The organism is Hymenobacter sp. DG25A, assembly GCF_001280305.1.
Lineage (GTDB): Bacteria > Bacteroidota > Bacteroidia > Cytophagales > Hymenobacteraceae > Hymenobacter.
In genome coordinates this window covers 1,365,664-1,383,103 of sequence record NZ_CP012623.1, presented here as the reverse complement: position 1 = coordinate 1,383,103, position 17,440 = coordinate 1,365,664, and the positions used below count along the sequence as shown (strand labels likewise).

General features: G+C 57.1%; 15 protein-coding genes. 9 read left to right on the top strand and 6 right to left on the bottom strand.

The genetic code is table 11. The features are described 5' to 3' along the window. Nucleotides 1-53 precede the first annotated feature (53 nt). On the bottom strand, nt 54-2,738 hold the full coding sequence (alaS, locus tag AM218_RS05950; protein WP_054412763.1) for an alanine--tRNA ligase: 2,685 nt from the start codon (nt 2,736-2,738) through the stop codon (nt 54-56). Between the two features lie 290 nt (nt 2,739-3,028). Between alaS and AM218_RS05945 the strand changes: the two genes are divergently transcribed. From AM218_RS05945 to AM218_RS05935, 3 genes are all read left to right on the top strand, one after another. Beyond that, complete coding sequence (locus tag AM218_RS05945) at nt 3,029-3,385, top strand: MerR family transcriptional regulator (RefSeq protein WP_044513675.1); 357 nt, start codon at nt 3,029-3,031, stop codon at nt 3,383-3,385. Between the two features lie 171 nt (nt 3,386-3,556). Beyond that, a complete protein-coding gene (dprA, locus tag AM218_RS05940; RefSeq protein WP_054412761.1) occupies nt 3,557-4,696 on the top strand; it encodes a DNA-processing protein DprA in 1,140 nt (379 codons plus the stop codon). Nucleotides 4,697-4,856: 160 nt separating this feature from the next. Continuing rightward, nucleotides 4,857-5,708 carry an aminotransferase class IV gene (locus AM218_RS05935; protein ID WP_054412759.1) on the top strand — a complete coding sequence of 284 codons (852 nt, stop codon included), beginning with the start codon at nt 4,857-4,859 and terminating at the stop codon, nt 5,706-5,708. On the opposite strand, the gene AM218_RS05930 is transcribed toward AM218_RS05935, so the two are convergent. The 4 genes from AM218_RS05930 to AM218_RS05915 all read right to left on the bottom strand — a co-directional run bounded on the left by AM218_RS05930 (nt 5,705) and on the right by AM218_RS05915 (nt 8,870). Beyond that, the gene (locus tag AM218_RS05930; protein WP_054412757.1) at nt 5,705-5,914 is read right to left on the bottom strand and encodes a hypothetical protein; all 210 of its coding nucleotides are present in this window, start codon (nt 5,912-5,914) and stop codon (nt 5,705-5,707) included. The two genes, AM218_RS05935 and AM218_RS05930, sit on opposite strands and share 4 nt — an antisense overlap. 116 nt (nt 5,915-6,030) lie before the next feature. Next, entirely contained in the window at nt 6,031-6,825 is a 795-nt protein-coding gene (locus AM218_RS05925) for a thymidylate synthase (RefSeq protein ID WP_054412754.1), read from the bottom strand. A gap of 98 nt (nt 6,826-6,923) precedes the next feature. After that, nucleotides 6,924-8,492, bottom strand: coding sequence for a serine hydrolase (locus tag AM218_RS05920; RefSeq protein WP_157547541.1), 1,569 nt, complete (start codon nt 8,490-8,492; stop codon nt 6,924-6,926). 141 nt (nt 8,493-8,633) lie between these two features. After that, nucleotides 8,634-8,870 carry a hypothetical protein gene (locus tag AM218_RS05915; protein ID WP_054412750.1) on the bottom strand — a complete coding sequence of 79 codons (237 nt, stop codon included), beginning with the start codon at nt 8,868-8,870 and terminating at the stop codon, nt 8,634-8,636. A 124-nt stretch (nt 8,871-8,994) separates the two neighbouring features. Here AM218_RS05915 and AM218_RS05910 point away from each other — a divergent pair, with 124 nt between their 5' ends. From AM218_RS05910 to AM218_RS05895, 4 genes are all read left to right on the top strand, one after another. Further along, nucleotides 8,995-11,295 (top strand): efflux RND transporter permease subunit, encoded by a 2,301-nt coding sequence (locus tag AM218_RS05910; protein ID WP_054412748.1) that lies wholly within the window; start codon nt 8,995-8,997, stop codon nt 11,293-11,295. A 255-nt stretch (nt 11,296-11,550) separates the two neighbouring features. Continuing rightward, nucleotides 11,551-12,138, top strand: a complete 588-nt coding sequence (locus AM218_RS05905) for a hypothetical protein (protein ID WP_054412746.1) — start codon at nt 11,551-11,553, stop codon at nt 12,136-12,138. A gap of 8 nt (nt 12,139-12,146) precedes the next feature. Continuing rightward, entirely contained in the window at nt 12,147-12,500 is a 354-nt protein-coding gene (locus AM218_RS05900) for a PaaD family protein (RefSeq protein WP_054412744.1), read from the top strand. Nucleotides 12,501-12,723: 223 nt separating this feature from the next. Further along, entirely contained in the window at nt 12,724-13,095 is a 372-nt protein-coding gene (locus AM218_RS05895) for a hypothetical protein (RefSeq protein ID WP_054412742.1), read from the top strand. Nucleotides 13,096-13,329: 234 nt separating this feature from the next. Here AM218_RS05895 and mgrA read toward each other — a convergent pair whose 3' ends face one another. Further along, nucleotides 13,330-14,331: an L-glyceraldehyde 3-phosphate reductase gene (gene mgrA / locus AM218_RS05890; protein WP_054415339.1), complete on the bottom strand. Its 1,002-nt coding sequence runs from the start codon at nt 14,329-14,331 to the stop codon at nt 13,330-13,332. Nucleotides 14,332-14,547: 216 nt separating this feature from the next. On the opposite strand from mgrA, the gene AM218_RS05885 reads away from it, so the two are divergent. Further along, a complete protein-coding gene (locus tag AM218_RS05885; RefSeq protein ID WP_054412740.1) occupies nt 14,548-16,530 on the top strand; it encodes an AAA domain-containing protein in 1,983 nt (660 codons plus the stop codon). A 311-nt stretch (nt 16,531-16,841) separates the two neighbouring features. Then, the gene (locus AM218_RS05880) at nt 16,842-17,357 is read left to right on the top strand and encodes an FKBP-type peptidyl-prolyl cis-trans isomerase (protein ID WP_054412738.1); all 516 of its coding nucleotides are present in this window, start codon (nt 16,842-16,844) and stop codon (nt 17,355-17,357) included. The last annotated feature ends 83 nt before the right edge of the window (nt 17,358-17,440 follow it).

The window sequence follows — 17,440 nt, the reverse complement described above, 5'->3', positions numbered from 1 at the left end:
AACATAACGCCCATTAACATAACAATTTAATCAATCAACAAGCCGAAATCTGCCTACTGGAGTGACCTTCCTACAAGCTCCTCCGCCTTACCAATAGCAGCCCCCAGACCAGCCGCATTCTTACCACCGGCCGTAGCGAAGAACGGCTGACCGCCACCCCCACCCTGTATTTCCTTGGCCAGCTCGCGCACCAGGGTGGTGGCGTTCAGCTTGCCGGCTTTGGCCAGCTCATCGTCCAGCATCACGGCCAACTGCGGCTTGCCATCAATTTCAGCACCCAGCACCGCTACCAGATTGGGCACGGCCTGGCGCAGGTTGTACGCCAGGGTTTTCAAACCATCGGCTGAAGAAGCCTGCACCACAGCGGCCAGGAAGTTGACGCCGTTCAGCGGCTTCACCTGGCCCACCAGCTGGTCTTTCTGCTGATTGATGCTCTGCTGCTCGAACTGCTCAATCTGCTTGCGCAGGGCCGCCATTTCCTCGGTCTGCTTTTCTATGCTGGGGATGAGGTGCTGGGGGTTGCCCAGAGCCTCACGCACCTGCTGCAGCAAGTCCAGCTGCTGGTTCACGTAGGCTTCGGCAATACCGGCGGTTACGGCCTCAATGCGGCGTACACCCGCACCCACGGCACTTTCTGAGGTAATTTTAAAGTACCCGATGTCGCCGGTAGTGCGCACGTGAGTGCCGCCGCAGAGCTCTACGGAGTGGTCCTTGCCGAAGGTGATAACGCGCACAAACTCGCCGTACTTCTCGCCAAACAGGGCCATGGCGCCCAGCTGCTTGGCTTCCTCAATGGGCACGTTGCGACGCTCATCCAGGGGAATCTGCTGCCGGACCCGCTCATTTACCAGGCGCTCAATATCGCGCAGCTGGTCGTCGGTTACTTTGGTGAAGTGCGAGAAGTCGAAGCGCAGCAGCTTCTCGTTTACCAACGAGCCTTTCTGCTGCACGTGCATGCCAATTACCTCACGCAAAGCAGCTTGCAGCAAGTGCGTGGCCGTGTGGTTTTTGCGGATCAGGTCGCGGCGGGCCTGGTCAATGCGGGCGTTGAAGGGCACGCTCAGGTCTTCCGGCAAATCCAGCACGGTGTGCACGATGAGGTCATTTTCCTTTTTCGTGTCAATGACGCGTACCCGGGTGAAGTCCGACTCCAGGTAGCCCGTGTCGCCCACCTGTCCGCCTGATTCAGCATAGAAAGGCGTCTGGTCGAGTACCACGTGGTATTCGGTTTTGCCCTTGGTGGTGGTTTTGCGGTAGCGCAGAATACGGGCCGGCGCTTCTTCCAGATCATAACCCACAAAGGCAGGCTGCTCTTCCGAAGGCGTTACAATGGTCCAGTCGCTCTGCTCCGATTCCTGGGCGTTGCGGCTGCGGGTTTTCTGTTCTTCCAGGGCTTTCTGGAAACCGGCCTCATCCACTGAAAGCCCCTTTTCGCGGGCAATCAGGGCCGTGAGGTCCAGCGGAAAACCAAAGGTATCGGACAGCTCGAAAGCCGTTTTGCCGTCAATCACACCACCCTGGGCGCGTACTGATTCTTCCAGAGCATCAATGCGACGCAGGCCGTTTTCCAGGGTTTTGAGGAAGGCAATTTCCTCTTCCTCAATCACGCGCTGCACAAAAGCTGTTTGGGCTTTCAGCTCGGGGAAGATAAGGCGCATCTGGTCGGCCAGCACGGGCACCAGCTTGTAGAGGAAGGGCTGCTTGAAACCCAGCGAGGAAAACGCATAGCGCACGGCGCGGCGCAGAATCCGGCGAATTACGTAGCCGGCTTTCACGTTGCTGGGCAGCTGCCCATCGGCAATGGCGAAAGAAATGGTGCGGATGTGGTCGGCAATAACGCGGATGGCAATGTCCGTCTTCTCCTCTTCCGTGGCGGGCTGGTCGTTGACGGTGGCAGGCGCGGTACCGTGGTATTTCAGGCCGGCTTCGGAGGCAATGAACTGGATGAGCGGCTGGAAAACGTCGGTGTCGTAGTTGGACTTCACGCCCGATACGGCCATCATCAGGCGCTCAAAGCCCATGCCCGTATCTACGTGCTGGGCCGGCAGTTTCACCAGCGAGCCATCGGCTTTGCGCTGAAACTCCATGAACACGTTGTTCCAGATTTCGACAACCTGCGGGTGGTCGGCATTCACCAGCTCAGCGCCGCCTTTCAGGGCCAGTTCGGCCTCGTCGCGCAGGTCAATGTGAATTTCGGTGCAGGGGCCGCAGGGGCCGGTGTCGCCCATCTCCCAGAAGTTATCTTTTTTGTTGCCGGGCAAAATCCGGTCGTCGGTGGTGTATTGGCGCCACAGGTTCTGGGTTTCGGTGTCGGCCTCCAGCTTGTCGCCGGCATCACCTTCAAAATAGGTCACGTACAGGCGCTCTTTCGGCAGCTTGTACACTTCCGTGAGCAGCTCCCAGGCCCAGGCAATGGCATCGGTCTTGAAGTAATCCCCAAACGACCAGTTGCCCAGCATCTCGAACATGGTGTGGTGGTAGGTGTCGTAGCCTACCTCTTCCAGGTCGTTGTGCTTGCCGCTCACGCGCAGGCACTTCTGCGTATCGGCAATGCGCTTGTAGGGGGCGGGCTTGTTGCCGAGGAAATAGTCCTTGAACGGGGCCATGCCCGAGTTAATGAACAGCAGCGTGGGGTCGTCCTTCACCACAATAGGCGCCGAGGGCACAATGTGGTGACCTTTGGAGGCGAAGAAATCCAGGAACTGCTGGCGGACGTGGGAGGCTGAGGGAAGTGACATGAGCAGAAGCGCCGGCCAGGGCCGGGCGCATAGTTAATTTCTTAGAACAAACCGGCCGGACAATGAATTGGCGGCCGCCGGGATTTTGGCTACTTTTCGCAAAAATAGGGATTAGCCATTAGGTATTAGGGCTTAGATTTTAGGTCTTCAGCCCCAGCCCGGATTTTGGCAACCCGCTCCGGGCAGTTGAGCACCTTGCTGAAAAGCCAAAGACTACCTGAATTCCGGCCAACCCCCTGAGCTAAAGCCCCAACCAAAGACCTAAGGTCTAACTCGCTAAGCCCTACAAAATGCCCTATAAAGAGCGCGACATCGAGAAGCAATATTTCACCATTGGCGAAGTAGCCCAGCAATTCAACGTGGCTCCCTCGCTGATTCGCTTCTGGGAGACGGAGTTTGACGAGCTGCGCCCCCGCAAAAGCAAGAAAGGCAACCGCCTGTATACCCCGCAGGATATTGATATTTTCCGCACCATTTACCACCTGGTAAAGGAGCGCGGCTATACCATTCCCGGTGCCCGCGACATGCTCCGCCAGAAAGGCCCCCAGCTAAAAGAGAAAATTGACGTGATTCAAAGCCTGGAGAAAATCCGCGGCTTCCTGGTAAAGATGAAAAAGGAGGTAGACGCGGCCGGCAAGGCGGAGTAGCATAAACTCCCTTTTCAACAACCCTCTGTGTCATCCTGAGCTTGCGAAGGACCTTCTCACGGTTGAACGACTTTACTCAAAACGCCCTGTGCATGCGTGATAAGGTCCTTCGCAAGCTCAGGATGACAGAAGATTTGAGGTTATTTTATTTTTAGTTTATCGGAGTTCCGAATGTCTATTGTTACCCCTACTGATACCCTTCACCACGAAGTAGCCCTCACCCTTTTTCCCGGCATCGGCCCGCAGCTCACGCGGCAGCTGATGAGCTATGGCGGCTCGGCAAAGAACGTGCTGCACCTGCCGCCGGGCAAGCTGCGCAAGATTCCGGGCGTTGGGCCCGCCACAGTAGCCATCCTCACCGGTGCGGAGCGCACCAATGCCTTAAAACAAGCCGAGGCCACGCTGCTCAAAGCTGAAAAAGACGGCGTGCAGCTGCTGTTCTACACCAGCAAAGCCTACCCTTCCCGCCTCAAAACCATTCCCGATGCCCCGGTGCTGCTCTACTACCAGGGCACTGCCGACCTCAATCAACCTAAAACCATTGCCCTGGTAGGCACCCGCCAGGCCACCGACTATGGCCGGGAGCAAACCGAGCGGCTGGTACGCGGCCTGGTGCCGCACCGCCCGCTGGTAGTAAGCGGCCTGGCTTACGGCATTGACATTGCCGCCCACCGCGCCGCCCTGCAGGAAGGCCTGGAAACTATTGGCGTCATGGCCACCGGCCTGGACGTTATCTACCCGCATGCTCACCGCAAAACCGCCGAGAAAATGCTCGAGCAGGGCGGGCTGCTCACAGAATTTCCCTTCGGTACCCCACCCGATAAATACAATTTCCCGGCCCGCAACCGGATTATTGCGGGCATGTCAGATGGTACTGTGGTGGTAGAAGCCACCCGCAAAGGCGGCGCCCTCATCACCGCCGAACTGGCCCTGAGCTACGATAAGGACGTGCTGGCCATTCCCGGTCCACTAAATTCGCTGGCTTCCGAAGGCTGCCACGAGCTCATCAAAGCCAGCAAAGCAGCCTTGTACTCCGAGCCCCGGGATTTAGAGCAGCTATTGAACTGGGATGCCGCGCTGCACCTGCAGGGCAAATTTAAAGCAGCCACCACGTATGACGCCGCCAGCTTTACCCCGGAAGAATACCGCTTGATTGAAGTGCTGCAGGCCACCCCAAACCGTGAGGAGCACCTGGATACCTTAGCCTGGAAAGCGCAGCTGCCCATTCATCAGGTAGCATCTCTCCTGCTGAGCCTGGAGTTTAGCGGAGTGCTGAAAGCCATGCCCGGCAAACGTTTTGGATTACTGTAGCCGTTTCCTTTCGATTCAGGCGGTTTTTTAGAATATTGAGAGGCGATAAAAGCGCCCCTGGCAGCGTTTTATTGGTAAACGATTGGTGCTGAACGAGCTGCCCCGCAGTCCCAACCACAAGAGACTTATTTCGTCTTTAGGTTACCTCTCAACCTCATCTATGGAAGTAAGCTCTACTCCTCCTGCTCTTCTGCTTTACAATGGCCAGCTCTACCCCACGGATAGCTTCGGCCTGACGCTGCCCAACCGCGGCCTGCAGTTTAACGATGGCTTTTTTGAAACCCTGATCTGGTCGAACGACGGGCTGCGCTACCGCGCCCAGCACCTGCAGCGCATACAGGCTGCCGCCACCGCCCTGGAGCTGGAGCTTCCCACAGCTTTGGTAGCCGAGGGTGCCCTGGAATGGGCGCTTCGGGAATTGGTGAATGCCCTGCGGCTACCCGAAGCGCGCCTGCGGGTGCAGGTATGGCGCAGCGGTGGTGGCCTGTATGCGCCAGCTTCCAACCAGGTAGAATGGCTGGCTACGGCTCTGCCGTTTGAGCTGCGGGAGTCGCCGGTGCAGCGGGCGGGGTTTGCGCAGCGCGTGCGGACGCTGTATTCGCCGGTATCCTTCTGCAAGGGGCCGCAGGCGGTGCTGTACGTGCTGGCGGCTCAGGAACGGGTGCGGCGGGAGCTGGATGAGCTGCTTCTGCTGGATACAGCCGGGCATGTGGCCGAAGCCGGCGCCGCGGCCGTGTTCTGGATTCGGGATGGACGGTTGTTTACGCCGGCCCTGACCACGGGCTGCGTAGCCGGGGTACGGCGGGCCCATTTGCTGGAGCTGGCCCGCTCCAAGCACCTGTACGTGCATGAGGTGCTGGCCAAGCCGGAAGAGCTGCTGCAGGCGGAAGCCGTGTTCACGGCCAATGTGGCCGCTATTCGGCCGCTGCAGCAAATAGACAACACGCTTTTCGCCTCCGATACCCACCCGCTGCTGCAGGATTTGCGGCGCTGGGAGGCAGCGGTATATTAATTAGATGAAACGCCTGGGGTGAGGCTGCGACGGGTGCGCATCCACTGCCAGCTTTCCTCAAAAAGCTGGAGGTCTTCCTCGGTTATATCATTACGGTGGAGAATTTCCTGGCGCGACAGCAGCGCCGCCTCCAAATCATACAGCGCAATCCAGGTGCGGTGTTTACGGGAAAGCTCAGGTGCCAAAACGGGCGTACGAGTAATCATGTTCGAAGGGCAATGTACTGCAATGCCCGTTCTACGGAACTGTACTTTACGAGGATGCACCGTCCGCAATTTACCCTATTTGGACGACTATATACTACCCGTGCTATATTTTTCGACTAAACCGCAACCGGCGCTTTTATAGCAGGATGCGGGTTATAGTTTTCCAGCTGAAAATCCTCGTACCGGAACCCGAAAATATCGGTTACGGCCGGGTTTAGGCGCATTTGCGGTAAGGGCCGTGGCTCACGGGTGAGCTGCAGGCTGGCCTGCTCCAGGTGGTTGCTGTAGAGGTGGGTGTCGCCGCCGGTCCAGATAAATTCGCCGGGCTCCAGGCCGGTTACCTGGGCCATCATGAGCGTGAGCAGGGCGTAGCTGGCAATATTGAAGGGCACGCCCAGGAATACATCGGCGGAGCGCTGGTAGAGCTGGCAGGATAGCTTGCCATCGGCCACGTAAAATTGGAATAAGGCGTGGCAGGGCGTGAGGCGCATGAGCGGCAGCTCGGCCACGTTCCAGGCCGATACCACCATGCGGCGCGAGTCGGGCTGGGTGCGGAGCAGGTGCACCATCTGCGCAATCTGGTCGATGCTCTGGCCATCGGGGGCCTGCCAGCTGCGCCATTGCTTGCCGTAAATGGGCCCCAGGCTGCCGTCGGCATTGGCCCACTCCCGCCAGATGCTCACCCCTACTTCTTCCAGGGAGTTGTTGTTGGTGTCGCCCCGCAAAAACCACAGCAGCTCGTGGATAATGCTTTTCAGATGCACCTTTTTGGTGGTGACCAAGGGGAATCCTTCCTGCAGGTTAAAGCGCATCTGGTAGCCAAACACGGAGAGCGTGCCGGTGCCTGTACGGTCGGTTTTTTGGGTGCCGTGGTCGAGAATGTGCTGGAGGAGGGCTTGGTACTGGCGCATCTGGGGAGAACAGCTGGTTGGAACTGATTCCAAAAGTAAAGAAACTCCAGTAGCTGATGGCAGCGAATATTTCGCCTTCGTCCTTTATTGCCTTTTACCTACTTGCCTGTAGCTGCTCTTGGTTTCTTGAGGTGCTCAACCGCGCCCGTATTCTTCGGATTCAGAATCAACGACTGCTGGTAGTTGGTGATAGACAGCGTGCTGTCGCCTGCCATCTCATACGCTTCTCCTAAGCTGTCGTAGGAATTCCAGCTGTTGGGATGCAGGCTGACATTCAATTTGAATAGCTCAATTGCTTGCTTGATTTTGCCTTCCCGAACTAGCGTATAGCCCCACTCGTTCACAAACTCTTCGGTCAGGTGCAGCTCCGGATGCGCTTTCTTAACCGCCTGGTACACATCAACAGCGTGGCTGTAGTCGTTCGTGGCCAGGTAGCTGCGGAAAGCCTGCAGTGCCGGTGGCACGCCGTGCATGTCTTCTATTATCTGATCTGCCAGTGCCTGTAGCCGCCCCTGCGTGCCTCTGTCCGATTCGTTGGCCAGTACCACAATACCAAAGCCCAATTCCGGATAAAAACTGCAGTAGCTCGCAAAGCCAAACGTGCCACCCGTGTGCAGAAGCTGCCGTTTGTTATCGGTGGTTTTGCGCACACTCCAGTTTAGGCTAATAGCCTCTTCTTCCGGGGTTCCCCACATTGGCTGATGGCTTAGTACCACGGCTTTGTCAGTTTCCGCGAGCTGATAGGCCAGATATTTCAACATATCGACGGCGCTATACCGCAAACCGCCCGATGGCTCCACCTGGTCTATAAAGTGATAGGGCATTCGGTTGCCCTTCTCATTGTGCCCAACCGCCAACAGACTGCTACCGGCTTTTACACTCGCGGTGCTTTGCATATGCAGTGGCTTTTCAATGTACTTTTCCACTAGCTTCTCGTAGGGAGCCTGGTAAATGCTTTCCAGGATATATGCCAGCAGTTGCGCCCCAGCATTGGAATGCCGCGAAATTAAACCGGGCACGGTGTCGAGTTTGACGGAATGCAGATCATGGTAGAAATTATCCTTAGTGTAGGTGCTGGAAACTTTAAGAATAAGGGACGGTATCGAATCGGGGTTGACTTGCTGCAGCATAGAGGTGCGGTCGGGCAGGTTATCAGGCAAAGCAGAGGTGGTATTGGCCAAATGCACCAGTTTGATTGGCTTGCCAGCGAAGGCCAGATTAGGATACTCCCCTTTCAGATATTTGCGCACGTCATCCTGTAGGCTTACCCGTTTTTCTGCCACGGCCCGGGCCAGCAGCAGGCTGGTAAACGTCTTGCTGATAGAGCCGATTTCGTAGACAGTATTCTGCGTTGGGACCTTGCTGACTCCTTTTTCGACAGTACCAAAATTGTAGAAATAGGTCTGCTTACCATGGATAATTCCTATCGAAAGGCCCACTGCGGTTGGATCTTTGATGAAGGCCTCTCCCGCCCGCTGCACAACTACGTCCAGCTGTTTATTTGCTTTGCTACCGCTTATCGGCGCTGTAGATTGACCGAATACAAATTGAACTGCCAGCATAAATAAGCAGGTAAGTAGGGCACCGCGGTTTGCACTCATGTAGATTATAGGTTGGGTTCGCACAGGACACTTCCCATCCGCAAAAAGGTTACACGGCGCAACCAAATTATTAAGTTAACAGCAGAAAACGCCCATTTCTTTATGAGAACAATAAGGAAATGAATAGTGCAAAAACACCTGCCTATGTAAAAGAAAGTGCCCCTATTCTGGGAAATAGGGGCACTTTCTTCAAAACTTACGAGAACTTTACAGCGACTTCGTCACCGGCTTAGCAGCCGGAGCAGGCTTCACCGAAGCCGTAGTGGTTTTAGCGTCTTTCTTCACGCAGCAGGAAGCACCGGAAGCCGCCATTTCTTTAGAGCACTTGGCTTGCATCTCCGTAGTGCAGGCTTTCTTGGTTTTTTTACCGCCTTTCTCACCTTCCGTAGCGGAGGCAGTACCAACATAAGCAAACAGCGCGAGGGCTAACAGAGCGTTTTTCATAACAAAGAAGCTGGAGTAGAAGGAAACAAAAGGAGGAAAACGGCGGTTGGCTCTCCGCCGTCTCTAAGGTAAGAAAAGTAGCCTAAACTGGCTATGTCTTTCCTGAGGGCCGGGCTCTCCGCTTATGCCGCTTCGCAAACTCGCTCATCTTACCCTACTGGCCCTGTCCCTGCTCACTGCGCTGGCGGTGTTCTTTGTGGCCCAGCTGCGCTTCAACTATAATTTCAACGACTTCTACCCCGCCGGCGACCCCGACCTGGACTACTACCTGAAGTATTCCCAGCGCTTCGGCAACGACAACGACTACGTGCTGCTGGGCCTGGAAGCACCGGCCGGCCAAACCGTTTTTGACGCCCGGTTTCTAACCAAAGTCGATACGCTGACGCGCTTTATTCAGGCCCGGCGGCACGTAACGCACGTTTCCTCGCCCACCACGCTCACCAACCCCGTGGTAGAAGGCCTGGGCGTGTTCAACATTCCGTACCTGCACCCCCAAGAGCCCGGCCGCCGCGCCCAGGACTCTACCCTGCTCTACCAAACGCCGGGGATTGTAGGCAACCTGATTTCCCGGGATGCGCGGGCCCTTACCATCCTGTTCCAGACCTCGCCCAACCTCAGCAAGCCGCCCGGCGACTCCCTGCTGGCGGCCGTGCGCTGGGAGCTGCAGCGCCAGGGCTTTGCCGATAGCCAGGTGCACCTGGCCGGCAAAATGGTGGCGCAATCGGTGTTTGTGGACCGCCTGCAGAACGAGCTGATGGTGTTTATGAGCCTCTCGGTGCTGCTGGTGACGGGGCTGCTCTGGCTTACCTTCCGCACGTGGTGGGGCGTGGTGCTGCCGCTGGTGGTGGTACTGGGCGCTATTCTGTGGGGCCTGGGGCTGATGAGTGCCTGCGGCATAAGCATTGACCTGATGACGGCCCTGCTGCCCGTGATGCTGTTTGTGGTGGGCATGTCGGATACCATTCACATCATTACGCGCTACGTTACGGAGCTGGGCTACGGGGCCAGCAAGCGGGATTCGCTGCTCATTGCCCTGAAGGAATCGGGGTTTGGCTCGGGGCTTTCGGCCCTGACCACCAGCATCGGCTTTTTCACCCTGATGACCAGCACCATCCGGCCCATTTACAACTTCGGGCTGTTTACGGGCATTTCGGTGCTGCTCACGTTTGTGCTGAGCTTCACGCTGCTGCCTGCTATGCTGGTGCTGCTGGGCAAGCCCCAGCTGCGGGTGCCTCGCCAGGAAGGCCACAGCTGGGACGGGGTGCTGGGGCGCCTGTTCCGCACGGTGCTGGCCCGCCGCCATTGGGTGGTAGCCATCAGCGCCCTGGTATTACTGGGGTCGGTGGCTTCGGCCTCCCGCATCCGCATCAACTCGGCGCTGCTGGATGATTTGTCGCAGAACGACCCGGTGAAGCTGGATTTCGTGTTTTTTGAAAAGCAGTTTGCCGGCGTGCGGCCGTTTGAGCTGGATCTGAAGCCCGCCGCCGGGGGCAGCATCTATGATCTGGCCGTTTTGCGGCAGACGGAGAAGATAGAAAGCTACCTGCAGCGCCACTACGGGCTCAATTTCGTGGCCTCCCCGGTTACCATCATCAAATCGGTACGCAAGGCGCTGAACGGCGGGCAGCTGGCCGAATACCGCCTCCCCGACTCCGAGGTGGAGCTGCAGCGGCTGGTGCGCAAGGTGAAGCTCTTCCGCAAGAAGCCTGAGTTCCGGGCCCTGGCCCTCCCCGATGCCACCGAAGGCCGCCTCACCGGCCGCATGCCCGATGTAGGCAGCATTAAAGCCGATGCCCTGAACGCTGACCTGCGCCGTTTCCTGCGCACCCAGGTAGACAGCACCGTGCTGCAAACCCGCCTCACCGGCTCGGCCAACCTCATCGACAAAAACAACGAAAACCTGACGCTCAACATGATTACGGGCATGACCATTGATATTGTGATGGTCACGCTGATTGTGCTGGCCTTGTTCCGCAGCGTGCGCATGACGGTGGTAGTCCTCATTCCCAACCTGGTGCCCATTCTCATTGTGGCGGGCGTAATGGGGCTGGCCGGCGTGAATATGAAGGTGAGCACCAGCATCATCTTCACCATTGCCTTTGGCATTGCCGTGGATGACACCATTCACTTTATCAGCAAGCTGAAGCTGGTACTGCTAAAGGAGAAAAGCCTGTTTAAAGCCGTGCGTAAAACCTACCTCATGGCCGGCAAAGCCGTTATCGTCACCTCCCTGATTCTGGTGGGTGGCTTCTCCACGCTTATTTTTTCCTCTTTCGATGGCACTTTCTACGTGGGTCTGCTCATCGGCCTCACGCTGCTATTCGGGGTAGTGGCCGAGCTGACGCTGCTGCCCATTCTGATTCTGTACTTCTACCGCCACAAGCCCCGGGAAATCCGCCAGCCTGTGCCCATGCTGAAAGGCTAGTAGGATGTGATGTGCAGACAAAAGAACGTCATGTCGAGCGGAGCCGAGACATCTCGCTAGTGTGGTGAATAGTGTTATTACTACCACAACGTCAGCACGCGAGATGTCTCGGCTCCGCTCGACATGACGCTACTACCGAAACGACCCCACGCGAGATGCTTCGACTGCGCTCTGCATGCCTGGTATTTTTAGCGGCCACCTGCGTTTCTTTTACTCACGCAAACTACACGGCTTTCTTCCTCGTTACTTTGCTCTATGACGAAACGCTTGCTTCCTTTTCTTTTCGCTTTTTCCTGTCAGGTGGCCCTGGCTCAAACGCCTACCGCTGCGCCAGCCGCAGAAAACGAAGTTTCGCGCCTGATTAAGGAGCGAGAAAAACTAGTACGGGAGTATGAGGAGGCCAACGCCCAGCGTAACAGTCTCTTTGGCAACAAGCCCAGCAAAAAAGACCTGCAGGAAGTGGTAGATGCTCTGAAAGGCATTATCCGCAAAGACACCGAAGTGGTGCGGGCCGTGCAGGCCAGCACCCTGCGCCAGACGGCCGCCGTGGTAGCCGAAAATCAGCAGGCCAAGCAGCAGGTTACTGTTGCAACCACCGACCAAAGCAGCGTGCGCCAGCGCTTCTACGACCTGCAAAACCAGATTCAGAACCTGGAGCAGCGCGAAAAGCAGCGCGAGAAAAAGTTGCAGGAAGCCCAGGCCAGCGCTAAAGAAGCCGAGGAGGCCCGGACCTCCCGCGAAATGATTGCCCTGGGCTTGGCGGTGCTCAGCGTGGCCCTGCTAGTGTATGTTTTCCGGCTGCGCCAGCGGCTGTCAGCAGTACCTTCCCGCAGGGGGCGCTAACTTGCGCCATGCTGGTTCCCGTAGCCGAATATCTGACCTATGCCGAGGCCGTCAGCCTCTATAACCAGCTCCTGAACGAGGCCGAGGTAGTAGCCCTGGTAAAAAACTACGGCCCTGCCACCCTACCCTTCGGCGACGGCCTCTATTTCCAACTACTAATAGAGGAAACCGACCAAGCTGCCGCCCAGGTCGTGGTAGAGGAATTTGCCCGCCAGCGCATTTTGCCGGCCGTACTCCGCTGCCCCCGCTGCGGCTCGCCCGATACGCTGCCCGTAGCCCGGCCCGCGTGGTGGCAACGTGTTTTTTACGCCGGCACTACGCTGTATCGGTGTCAGAATTGCGGGGAGGAGTTTGGGAGTTGAAGCTCCTGCGCTATTCATTTTTGTCTTTTGTCATCCTGAGCTTGGCGAAGGACCTTATGCTTATTGAACGACAATCGTTATTACGACTTGTTCAGGCGTGATAAGGTCCTTCGCCAAGCTCAGGATGACAGATTTTTTAATTATTAAACAGCTTCGCCGATTCTCGCCACCAGCTATTCATTCCGGCGCACTTTTTACTCCGTACACGCGGCTGTCGTTTCTCATGGAAAACACCTTTCCCTTCAAGATTTACTCTATTCCCGAACACCTGCGCGTGGAGGATGCCTTATTTGGCATCACAGCAAACGTAGAGTCAGACCCGGCGCTGGAGGGGTACTTCTATCTGTTTGAGAAGTACGGCTTTGGTGGCGGCGGCTTGTCCTGGGAAGAGCATATCACCACCATTCTGGAGGAAGAAGCCCCCGCCCTACTGGACCAGATTCAGGGCTTCTCCACTCCGGCCACTCTGCTTTTTTATGCTGATTCCGAGGAGGCAGTGCGCCAGTTTATGCAGCTCATCGTCCCCATTTTCGCTGATCTGGGCAAGCTGAATAAATATTTCAGCCAGACAGACTCCAGCGACTTTTTTGAATAAGCACTTCGTTTTCTATTAGGAAACGATAGAACGTCATGCAGAGCGCCGCGAAGCATCTCGCGTGCTGATGTTGCCATACTATCTGTCATCCTGAGCAAAGCGAAGGACCTTATCACCAAAGAACGATAAGCGTAACAACGACTCGTGCTAGCGGGGTAAGGTCCTTCCTGCGTCAGGATGACAGGCGAAGCGAGCGAGATGCTTCGCGGCGCTCTGCATGACGGAATATTCTATTTAAGGCGTTTTCTCCACCAGAATTCCTTCTATACGTTCCAGCTCTTCTGAACTGAATATCAGGTTATCCAGGCAGCGCAGGGAATCGGTGAGTTGGTCGGGTTTGCTGGCGCCGATGAGGACGGAGGTGACCCGCTCATCCCGCAAAATCCAGGATAGGGCCATTTGGGCCAGGCTTTGGCCACGCTCCTGCGCCAGGTTGTTCAGCTGCTGCACCTGCGCCAGGCGCTCCGGCGTGAGCTGGGTTTCGGTGAGGAAGCCCACGCCCTTGGCTACCCGCGAATCGTCGGGGATGCCGTGCAGGTATTTGTTGGTGAGCAGGCCCTGAGCCAGCGGGGAAAAAGGGATGCAGCCCACGCCGGCTTCGCCCAGCAAATCCAGCAGGCTGCCTTCCACCCAGCGCTCAAACATGGAGTATTTGGGCTGATGAATCAGACAGGGCGTGCCCATTTCCTGCAGTAGCCGAATGGCCTCGGCGGCTTCTTCCGTTTGATAGTTCGAGATACCCACGTACAGCGCCTTGCCTTGGCGCACCACGTGGTCCAGGGCGCACATGGTTTCCTCCAGGGGCGTTTCGGGGTCGGGGCGGTGGTGGTAGAAGATGTCCACGTACTCCAGCTTCATGCGGCGCAGGCTCTGCTCCAGGCTGGAAATAAGGTATTTGCGGGAGCCCCACTCGCCGTAGGGCCCTTCCCACATGTGGTAGCCCGCTTTGGTCGAAATAATCAGCTCGTCGCGGTAGCCGCGGAAGTCTTCTTTCAGGATGCGCCCGAAGTTGGTTTCGGCTGAGCCGGGCGGCGGACCGTAGTTGTTGGCCAGGTCGAAGTGCGTGACGCCGCTATCGAAGGCCCGGTGCAGAATGGCGCGGAAATTACTGAGCACATCTACGTCGCCGAAGTTGTGCCACAACCCCAGGGATACAGCGGGCAGCTTGAGTCCACTGCGGCCGCAGCGGCGGTAAATCATGGAAGAATAGCGGCCGGGGCTGGGTTGATAGGGCATAATGCGGTAGGGATATGGAATGATGCTCAGACGCAAATCTAGGCGCTGGCGTTGCAGATCAAATAATTCTGCCCCCTACTTTACGCAGCCCGCCCGCCGCTTCGTGGCGTTGCCTGCTATTATTGCTTGAGTGAATTATCTTTTTTTCCTACCGACCTTCGGCCACCAAAAAGCCTTTTTCGTTGTTATCAACGAATCCCCAATACCCTTGTACTGTTGACTGAACAACCTACGTATACCGACCCCTACGCGCTGGAAAAAGAACTGCGCAAAGTGCAGGCCCTCATGCAGCTCGAGCAAAAGGAAGACCTGGAGCAATTCAAGATTAAAAGCGCCCAGTCTACCATTGCGGAGCGCCAGCGGCGCGGCCTCACCTGGTATCCTGTGAAAATTACCAAGGAAGACATTGGCTTTGGCGGCAAGCTGGTGCTGGAGTTGGAGCGCCCCTCCGGCCAGGGCGGCCTGCACCTTTTTCAGGTTGGCAAAAATGCCGCGCTTTTCGGCAACGTGCCCGGCCGCTCCGGCTCCGACCGCCCCACGCTCAGTGGCGTTATCACGGCCGTAAAGCGCAATAAAATACTACTGGCTACCAACAAGGAAGACCTCCCCGACTGGGTTGACGAAGGCAAGCTGGGCGTAGACCTCACCTTTGATGAGGTGAGCTACCGCGAAATGGAGTATGCCCTGGGCAAAGTGATGGGCGCCTATGACAGCCGCCTGGCCGAGCTGCGCGACATCCTGTTGGGGGCCAAACCCGCCCGCTACAAGCCGGAAACCGAAGCCCACCTCTACTATCCCAGCCTGTTGAATGAGTCCCAGCTGGCCGCCGTGCGCCACGTGCTGGCCGCCCAGGATGTAGCCATTATTCACGGCCCGCCCGGCACCGGCAAAACCACCACCCTGGTGCAGGCCATTCTGGAAACCATTCGGCGGGAGCGCCGGGTGCTGGTGTGCGCCCCCAGCAACACGGCCGTGGATCTGCTCACGGAAAAGCTGGCCGAGCGCGGCGTAAACGTCATTCGCATGGGCAACCCCTCGCGCGTGTCCGACCTGCTGCTGCAGCACACGCTCGATGCCCAGATTATGGCGCACAAGAGCTACCCGGAGCTAAAAAGCATGCGCCAGACGGCCGAGCAATACCGCGAGCAGGCCGGCAAATTCAAGCGCCACTTTGGCTGGGAAGACCGCGAGCAGCGCCGCCTGCTGAAAGAGCAGGCCCACCAGATGCTGCAGGAATCCGACCAGCTGGAGCGCTACATCACGGAGGATTTGTTGGAGCAGGTGCAGGTGATTACCTGCACGCTGGTGGGCGCCAGCAACCGCGCCATCCGTCACCTCACCTACGAAACCGTTTTTATTGATGAAGCCGCCCAGGCCCTGGAGCCCGGCTGCTGGATTCCCATTACCAAAGCCAACCGCGTAGTGCTGGCCGGCGACCACCAGCAGCTGCCGCCCACGGTAAAAAGCGAGAAAGCCGCCCAGGAGGGTCTGCGTGAAACCCTGTTCGAGAAGTGCATCAAGCGCCAGCCCCACACGGCCCGCATGCTGCAGGTGCAGTACCGCATGCACGAGCAGATTATGGCCTTCAGCTCGGAGCAATTCTACCACGGCAAGCTCATAGCCGCCCCCTCCGTGGCCCACGCCGACCTGCCCGACTACGACCTGCGCTTTGCCCCCGACACGGCCGTGGAGTTTCTGGATACGGCCGGCTTCGGCTTTCAGGAGCTGGGCTTGGATGAAAGCCGTTCCATTGCCAACCCCGAGGAAGCCGACCTGCTGCTCAAACGCCTGGCTCAGCTGCTGGAACCCTACGACCAGGCCGACCACACCGAGGACCTGCTCACCATTGGGGTAATTGCCCCCTACCGCGCCCAGATTAACTATCTGAAAGATGCGGTAGAGGAAAACGACGAGCTGACGGGCCTCATGGAGCACCGCATGCTCAGCATCGGCACCGTAGATTCCTTCCAGGGGCAGGAGCGCGACATTATTGCCATCAGCCTCACGCGCAGCAATCCGCAGGGCGAAATAGGCTTCCTCTCCGATGTGCGCCGCATGAACGTGGGCATGACCCGTGCCCGCCGCAAGCTGCTCATCGTAGGTGACTCCTCAACGCTGGGCTCCCACCCGTTCTACAAAGCCTTCCTGGATTATGTAGAAATGATAGGCGCCTACCGCACAGCCTGGGAGTTGCAATAGGAACCCATTTTAGCCTTTCAACCAGTAAAAACCACTTTGTCATCCTGAGCTTGCGAAGGACCTTCTCACGCTAGCACGACAATCGTATCAACGACTCGTGCACTCATGCAGCGGTGAGAAGGTCCTTCGCAAGCTCAGGATGACAGGTGGTGTAAAATGAAAATGGTTTGGGTGATTTTAGCGGACCCCTCCTACACTACATTGGCATTACCGGCCCGTAACACCGACAAATCCGGGCCATTTACGTAACTAGCCGTTCCAACTTATTTTTCAACTTCTACTTCCCCGGACACACCCGGGCACCCAGACGTATGGCTCAAATCAGCGAAAACAAAGTCGTCACCATCACCTACGACTTGAGCGTGACCGATGAAAACCAAGAGAAAGTCCTCGTAGAATCGGCGGAGGCGGATGCTCCTATGGTGTTCCTATTCGGTATGAGCGGCCTGCCCGACGAGTTTGAAAACCAGCTCAGCGGCAAGCAGCCCGGCGACGCGTTCAGCTTCTCCCTCACCCCGGAGCAAGCCTACGGCGACTACGACCAGCAGGCCGTAGTGGACATCCCGAAAAACGTATTCGAAATCGACGGTAAGATTGACGAGGAGATGCTGCAGGTAGGCAACTTCCTGCCCATGGCCGACAACCAGGGCCACCACATGCAGGGCAAAATCGTGGACATCGGCGAAGAAAACGTAAAGATGGACTTCAACCACCCCCTGGCCGGCATGATGATGCACTTCGACGGCAAAGTAGCCGACGTGCGCGAAGCTTCGCAGGAAGAATTAGAACACGGCCACGTGCACGGCGAAGGTGGTCATCACCACTAAGCTGATTTCATCTTTTTAGAATAAAAAAAGGGGCCTCTTGGTCCCTTTTTTTTCAATAATTATGACCTATAGTTTTGGATGGC

Coding starts and splice junctions, on each gene's coding strand:
- alaS (WP_054412763.1), bottom strand. CDS start 2,738: ATGTCACTTCCCTCAGCCTCCCACGTCCGCCAGCAGTTCCTGGATTTC.
- AM218_RS05945 (WP_044513675.1), top strand. CDS start 3,029: ATGCCCTATAAAGAGCGCGACATCGAGAAGCAATATTTCACCATTGGC.
- dprA (WP_054412761.1), top strand. CDS start 3,557: ATGTCTATTGTTACCCCTACTGATACCCTTCACCACGAAGTAGCCCTC.
- AM218_RS05935 (WP_054412759.1), top strand. CDS start 4,857: ATGGAAGTAAGCTCTACTCCTCCTGCTCTTCTGCTTTACAATGGCCAG.
- AM218_RS05930 (WP_054412757.1), bottom strand. CDS start 5,914: ATGATTACTCGTACGCCCGTTTTGGCACCTGAGCTTTCCCGTAAACAC.
- AM218_RS05925 (WP_054412754.1), bottom strand. CDS start 6,825: ATGCGCCAGTACCAAGCCCTCCTCCAGCACATTCTCGACCACGGCACC.
- AM218_RS05915 (WP_054412750.1), bottom strand. CDS start 8,870: ATGAAAAACGCTCTGTTAGCCCTCGCGCTGTTTGCTTATGTTGGTACT.
- AM218_RS05910 (WP_054412748.1), top strand. CDS start 8,995: ATGCCGCTTCGCAAACTCGCTCATCTTACCCTACTGGCCCTGTCCCTG.
- AM218_RS05905 (WP_054412746.1), top strand. CDS start 11,551: ATGACGAAACGCTTGCTTCCTTTTCTTTTCGCTTTTTCCTGTCAGGTG.
- AM218_RS05900 (WP_054412744.1), top strand. CDS start 12,147: ATGCTGGTTCCCGTAGCCGAATATCTGACCTATGCCGAGGCCGTCAGC.
- AM218_RS05895 (WP_054412742.1), top strand. CDS start 12,724: ATGGAAAACACCTTTCCCTTCAAGATTTACTCTATTCCCGAACACCTG.
- mgrA (WP_054415339.1), bottom strand. CDS start 14,331: ATGCCCTATCAACCCAGCCCCGGCCGCTATTCTTCCATGATTTACCGC.
- AM218_RS05880 (WP_054412738.1), top strand. CDS start 16,842: ATGGCTCAAATCAGCGAAAACAAAGTCGTCACCATCACCTACGACTTG.